The 5,922-nt window shown below is 72.5% G+C and carries 6 protein-coding genes and 1 pseudogene; 1 reads left to right on the forward strand and 6 read right to left on the reverse strand.

What is annotated here, in order from left to right:
• Positions 1–110 precede the first annotated feature (110 nt).
• From VFZ92_RS29095 to VFZ92_RS29115, 5 genes are all read right to left on the reverse strand, one after another.
• Positions 111–1,271, reverse strand: a complete 1,161-nt coding sequence (locus VFZ92_RS29095; protein ID WP_330879258.1) for an MFS transporter — start codon at positions 1,269–1,271, stop codon at positions 111–113.
• A gap of 189 nt (positions 1,272–1,460) precedes the next feature.
• Positions 1,461–2,036, reverse strand: coding sequence for an aerial mycelium formation protein (locus VFZ92_RS29100; protein ID WP_330879262.1), 576 nt, complete (start codon positions 2,034–2,036; stop codon positions 1,461–1,463).
• A 60-nt stretch (positions 2,037–2,096) separates the two neighbouring features.
• Entirely contained in the window at positions 2,097–2,849 is a 753-nt protein-coding gene (locus VFZ92_RS29105; protein WP_330879259.1) for a 3-keto-5-aminohexanoate cleavage protein, read from the reverse strand.
• A gap of 87 nt (positions 2,850–2,936) precedes the next feature.
• The gene (locus VFZ92_RS29110) at positions 2,937–4,052 is read right to left on the reverse strand and encodes a folate-binding protein (protein WP_330879260.1); all 1,116 of its coding nucleotides are present in this window, start codon (positions 4,050–4,052) and stop codon (positions 2,937–2,939) included.
• A complete protein-coding gene (locus VFZ92_RS29115; RefSeq protein ID WP_330879263.1) occupies positions 4,028–4,411 on the reverse strand; it encodes a transcriptional repressor in 384 nt (127 codons plus the stop codon). The genes VFZ92_RS29110 and VFZ92_RS29115 overlap by 25 nt, the downstream gene beginning before the upstream one ends.
• Positions 4,412–4,499: 88 nt before the next feature.
• Here VFZ92_RS29115 and VFZ92_RS29120 point away from each other — a divergent pair, with 88 nt between their 5' ends.
• A complete protein-coding gene (locus VFZ92_RS29120) occupies positions 4,500–5,342 on the forward strand; it encodes an aminodeoxychorismate lyase (RefSeq protein WP_330879261.1) in 843 nt (280 codons plus the stop codon).
• 152 nt (positions 5,343–5,494) lie between these two features.
• On the opposite strand, the pseudogene VFZ92_RS29125 reads toward VFZ92_RS29120, so the two are convergent.
• A pseudogene (locus VFZ92_RS29125) lies at positions 5,495–5,922 on the reverse strand (hypothetical protein); the annotation flags it as partial.

The raw sequence follows: 5,922 nt of genomic DNA on the forward strand, positions 1-5,922 counted from the left end.
GTCGGCTTGTGTCGGTCCGCTCGGGCGGTGGTGGGTTGCCTTCGGGGGTCCGCTTGGCGGTGGTCGGTCGGCTTGGATCAGCTGCTTGGCCGTGGTGGCCGGCTTGCTGCTCAGGCCGTCGGCGCGAAGGCTCGGTCGCGCAGCAGCAGTCGGGCCGCCGTGCCCGCCGTGGCCGCCAGCAGCAGGGCTGCTTGCCAGGACGCGCTGACCACCACCCAGCCCGCCACGGCCGGGGTCACCGACGCGCTCAGGTAGTTGGCGGTGTTCTGCATCCCCAGTGCCGTGCCGCTGCTCCCCTCCGGTGCCATCTCCGCCGCCGCCGTCACCGCCAGGCCGTTCCAGCACAGCGCCAGTGCCGCCGTGGGGAGCAGGACCGTCGCCAGCAGCCAGACCGGTGCTCCCAGCAGCGCCGCCGACAGCAGGAAACCCGCGGTGACCAGCACGCTGACGGTGCGCAGCGGGCCAAGGCGGCTTCCCACCCTGTCCGACCAGATGCCCACGCCCAGCCTGCCCGCGCCTCCCAGCACCTGCGCTGCCGCGAACAGGGTCGCTGCCGCTCCCAGGGCCAGGCCGCGGTGTTCGTGCAGGAGTTCGACCATGAGCGCCGCGGCGGTGAACTGGGGGACCACCAGGAGGCCGCTGGCGGTGCTGAGGCGGATCAGGCCGCGGTCGCGGAGGATCACGCCCTGGCCGCTGGTGGAGCGGACGGCGTTCGGGGGTTCGCGGATGAAGACCGCGACCGTGAGCGCCACCAGGGCGGTGAAGGCGCTCAGCGCCAGGAAGGCCGCTGGGACACCCGCGTCGGCGGCCACCACCGGCAGGGCCACGGCCGCCGCCGCCGCACCCAGCGGGGTCGCTGTCTGGCGGATGCCCATGGCCAGGCCGCGTCGGTCCCTGGTGAACCAGGTCATCACGGCTCGGCCGCTGGCCGCGTTGACGCTGGCGCCGAACACGCCCGCCCCCAGCAGGGCGGCGCCCGCCAGCAGGGCGTGGTCGGTGGCGGCCAGTGCCAGGCAGGTGGCCGCCCCCGCGCCGCCGATCGTCATGACCAGCCGCTCGCCCCTGCGGTCCGCCAGCGCGCCCCAGGTGACGAGGGTGAGCATCGTGCCGAGGTTGACCGCGCCCACCAGCAGGCCCACCTGCGGCAGGGTCAGGTCGAAGTGGGCTCTCAGCTGCGGGGTGAGTGCGGGCAGGCCGAGGAAGACGGCCGCGTTGGTGCCCTGCGCGAGGGCGCCCACGCCCAGAACCACCCACCGGTAGCGACCAGCCATGGCTGCACCGTAGGCCCGGTGTCCACTGGTCGGGAAGAAACTCCCACAGTGCGGGAACTCATGCCTGCGGCGGACGCACGGTTAGTGCATTTGCACGTGCAGCAGCAAAAAAGCCGCCCGGCACGCCCCGCGGGGCACGTCGAAGCGGCGAAGTCCGCCGTGCCCGCACGTGGTGCCGGGCCTCCGGTACTACTCCCTCAGCCGGTTGTTCGGCCTGCCGCGCTCGTTCGCGAGCAGGTCGTCCACCGACGCGCTACCGCGCTGGTAGCGGCCCGCGATCTCGGCGTTGAGCTGGTCCATGACGACCTGCACCTGACGGCGGCGCTGGGAAACCGAGGCTTCCTCGCCGATGAAGGTGCGCAGGGTCAGGTCCAGCTTCTCGTCCGACAGCGTGCTGACGTCCGAGAGGTCCACGTCCGAGACGAGGGCTTCCACGTGCCGCTGGTGGGCGTCCGCCCGTGACGGCTCGTGGCTCTGGTAGCGGCCGAGGCCGGTCGACGGACCCACCGCGTTGGACGCGAGGATCGTCGCCAGCTGGTCGACCACGGACGAACCGCCATCGGTCCGCCGCAGCTTCTCCGCACGCACGATGTCGATCCGCGCGTGCAGCAGGCGTCGTAGGTAGGAAAGATCGGTCTCTTCTTGCGCCGCTTCGTCGCGCAGTGCGCGCACGTCGGCTAGAGGGCGTTGCTCGACGCCCTCTGCGTAGTCAGGGGCGAGCACCCTGTCGATACGGCGGCGTCCGCCAGGACGCACCTCGATCACGTACTCATCCTGAGGTAGATCCTGCTCAGCCGCCAACACGAACCTGCTTCCAAAGTGGTGTCAAACCTGTACCGGACTGTGCGCACCCAGTAGTTCCCGTGCCCCGGCCACCGGGAGCGGTGGCCGTTGGGCGATCTTGGCCAGCCCCGCGGCGCGCGCCACGAGCTGGACGTCGTCCCGTGCGGCCTGCCCGTCGGCGTAGTCGGCGGTGTCCGCGGTGCCCACGCGGAGGTGACCACCGGTCGCCAGCGCGGTGAGCATGACCGGGATGGTCGACCCGCCGAGGCCCGCCGCCGAGAAGGTCGCCCCCTCCGGGAGGAGACGCACGGCGTCGACCAGGGTTGCCGCGTCGCCCGGAGATCCACCCGGAGCGCCCAGCACGAGGCCGACGTGCACGCGGTCGCCCAGCGGGAGGCCGTGGTCGTCGAGGAGCCGTCGCAGGGCGCTGACCTGCTCGATCCGGGTGATCTCGTACTCCGCCGCGACCCCGCGGTCCCGCAGGGCCGCGTGCAGCCTGACGAGCGCCGCCCAGCCGTCCTCGGACTCCGCGCCCGCCAGCGGGCAGGAGGCGCAGTCGGGGCGGGCGTCGAGCGCGCGTTCGTCGGTGACGTCGGCCAACTGGACCAGCAGGTCCGTCCGTTCGCGCACCCCGGCCACGGTCTCCGCGAGCCTGCCCGGCTCGGCGAGCGGCAGGCGCACGACGCTCACGCCCACGCGCTCGCTGTTCTGCGCGGCTCCCACCAGGACGTCGGTCGACTCCGTCCATCGGGGGACGACGGTGAGCATCGTGCCGGGGGAGCCGGTGCGGGCCATGCCGAAATACTGGCACAGGTCCGGCGCCGGACGACGGGGCACGCAACCGCCTGACGTCCCGGTACCGGTTCCGGAGGACCCGGACCGTCAGCGACCCAGGTTCCTCGCCGCTTCCCGGCCGAGGGCGGGGGTGTCCGGCGGGACCGAGTCCGGGTCGATCGCGCCCTGCACGATCCGGTCGTCGACCCCGAGCAGCAGCTCCGCGTCCACCGGCACCGAGCGCTTGACCAGCGCCAGGGCCACCGTGCCCAGCTCGTGGTGCAGGGCGACGCTGCCGACCCGGCCGACCACGCGCTCGCCGAGCAGCACCGGGTCTCCGGTCCGCGGCTGCACCTCGCGGGAGCCGTCCAGGTGCAGCAGCAGCATCCGCCGCGGCGGGCGGCCGACGTTGTGCACCTTCGACACGGTCTCCTGGCCCCGGTAGCACCCCTTGTCCAGGTGCACGGCGGAGCCGATCCAGTTCACCTCGTGCGGGATGGTCTTCTCGTCGGTGTCGATCCCGAGCCGGGGGTGCAGCGACTCGACGCGCAGCGCCTCGAACGCCCACGTGCCCGCGGGCCGGGCGCCCGCGTCGGTCAGCCGGCCCCACCACGCGACGAGGTCGGCGCGCGGCACGAGCAGGTCGACCGCGTCGTGGCCGGGCCACGTCATCCGGCGCGCGAGCCCGCCGTCCGGCAGGGCCACGGCCTCGTCCGGCGCGGCGGGCACCGGCACGCCCAGCTTCGCCAGCAGCGCGGTCACCTCCGGGCCGACCAGCGACAGCACCGCCAGCTCCGCCGTCGCGTCCCGCGGCTCGACCTTCGACCAGAACCGCATCGAGTCCAGGTACTTGAGCAGCGGCTCGGTGGTGGCGGTCTCGACGTCGAGGTAGACGGTGCCGCCGACGTTCGCGACGACCGCGTGGTGCTCGACCCGGCCCTGGACGTCCAGCACCAGCGCCTCGGTGCCCCGGCCCTCGGCCAGCGCGGCGAAGTGCTGGCTGGTCAGCGAGTGCAGCCAGCTCAGCCGGTCGTCACCGGGCACGGCGATCACGCCGCGGTGGGAGCGGTCGAACACCGCGACGGACCGCGCCGCCGACCGCTGCTCGGCGAACGGGTCGCCGAAGTGCCACGGCACGCCCTGGTCGGGGGCGCCGTCGAACGGTGCGACGGCACCCGGTGCGGTGAGCAGCGGTGAATTCACTCGGACTCCAGTTCCAGGCATTCCCGGCACGTGCCGGACAGCGCGAGGTGGCTCGCGTCAAGTTCGAACCCGTAGGCCTCGCCCAGTGTTCCTGCCAGCCCTTCGAGCAGGTCGCACGGGATCTCGTCCATCCGCCCGCAGCGGTGGCAGACGAGGTGGACGTGCTCGTGGTCGTCGGCCGAGTACGTCGGCGCGCCGTGCCCGAGGTGCGTGTGCCGGACCAGGCCGAGCTTGTCGAGCAGGTCGAGGGTCCGGTAGATGGTCGTGATGTTCACCGTCGACGCGGTCGCCTGGACCCTGGTGCAGATCTGCTCGGGTGTCGCGTGCCCCAGTTCGCGCACCGCGTCGAGCACGAGCTGCCGCTGGGGTGTCATGCGCATGCCGCGCTCGTGCAACGTCTTGCGCAACGCCTGCCTGCCGCTTGCGGTCTCCACCACACCGATGGTAGGCCGTGAGTAGTCTGCCCGTATGCGCGTGCTGGCTCTTCTCGACGGAACCCTGGCCGACCCCGACGCCCCGCTGCTGCGGGTGGACGACCTCGGGCTGATGCGCGGCGACGGGATCTTCGAGACCGTTCTCGTCGTCGACGGCAAGCCGAGGGAGCTCGACCCCCACCTCGACCGGCTGGCCAGGTCCGCGGCGATGCTGGAGCTCCCCGAGCCCGACCGGGCGGCGTTCGAGCGGGCCACCTCGCTCGTGCTGGACAACTGGTCCGGTGGCTCGGAGATGGCGCTGAAGCTCGTCTACACCCGTGGGGTCGAGGGCGGCGACGGCACGCCCACCGGCTTCGCGCTCGGCCTGCCGATCGGCGCGAAGGTGCTGGCCCAGCGCGCGGCGGGCATCTCCGCGGTCACCCTGGACCGCGGCATCGAGCCCGGTCTGGCCGACCGCGCCCCGTGGCTGCTGCTCGGCGCCAAGACCCTGTCGTACGCGGTCAACATGGCGGCGCTGCGCGAGGCCGAGCGCCGGGGCGCCGACGAGGTCGTCTTCACCACCTCCAGCGGCAGCGTCCTCGAAGGCCCCACCTCGACCCTGCTCGCGGTCGACGGCCGCACGATCACCACGCCGCCCGCGACCCTCGGCATCCTCCCCGGCACCACCCAGGCCGCCCTGTTCCGCGCCGCGGAGCGCCGGGGTTGGACCGTCGTCGTCGCACCGATCCCGGCGGCGGACCTGCACACCGTCGACGGCGTCTTCCTGGTGTCGAGCGTCCGCAAGATCACCCGCGTCCACACCCTCGACGGCAAGCCGCTGACCGATTCCTCCGCGCTGGCGGCGGAACTGTCGGACCTCTACGAGTCGGAGTACTAGCCGCCCCCGTTCCATTCGGGGAACGGCCGGGTTTCCGTCACCGATAATTCGCTAGAGATATTTCGACGATGTCCGCGCGGCGATTCCCGGCCCCGCCCGCCGCGGAATTCCGCGGGGGCCGCCCCGATGATCGGGACGGCCCCGCGGAACGATTACCGCAAGCCCGCGTCGACCGCGTTGATCAACGTTCCGGTGTCACCGGACATCTCCCGGAACACGGCTCCGAGCAATCCCCTGCTCTTGATCCACGCGGTCTTCTTCCCGATCGACCAGACGTCGTCGAACGTCCACCACTGGCCGCCCGCGCCCGTGTAGCAGTAGGTGGCCACGGCGACCTCGTCGTGCCGCGCCGTGCACCCCGGAACGCTCGCCACCAGGTTCGCGTACCCGCGCCGTGGAAGTCGTAGCCCTGGACGTTGAAGATGTCCATGGGCCTGGGGACCTCCGCCAGCTCCCAGCCCGCCGCGATCTTCGCCGGGTCGGCCGGGGTGAACGCGGTGATCTGGTAGCGCTTGCCCGTCGTCGTGGACAGCGCGTCGAGCTGCTTGCGGAACTCGGCGATCAGCAGCGTGTTGTTGAC

It is taken from the genome of Umezawaea sp. (genome assembly GCF_036375055.1).
Classification (GTDB): domain Bacteria; phylum Actinomycetota; class Actinomycetes; order Mycobacteriales; family Pseudonocardiaceae; genus Umezawaea.

Coding starts and splice junctions, on each gene's coding strand:
- VFZ92_RS29095 (WP_330879258.1), bottom strand. CDS start 1,271: ATGGCTGGTCGCTACCGGTGGGTGGTTCTGGGCGTGGGCGCCCTCGCG.
- VFZ92_RS29105 (WP_330879259.1), bottom strand. CDS start 2,849: ATGGCCCGCACCGGCTCCCCCGGCACGATGCTCACCGTCGTCCCCCGA.
- VFZ92_RS29110 (WP_330879260.1), bottom strand. CDS start 4,052: ATGCCTGGAACTGGAGTCCGAGTGAATTCACCGCTGCTCACCGCACCG.
- VFZ92_RS29115 (WP_330879263.1), bottom strand. CDS start 4,411: ATGCGCATGACACCCCAGCGGCAGCTCGTGCTCGACGCGGTGCGCGAA.
- VFZ92_RS29120 (WP_330879261.1), top strand. CDS start 4,500: ATGCGCGTGCTGGCTCTTCTCGACGGAACCCTGGCCGACCCCGACGCC.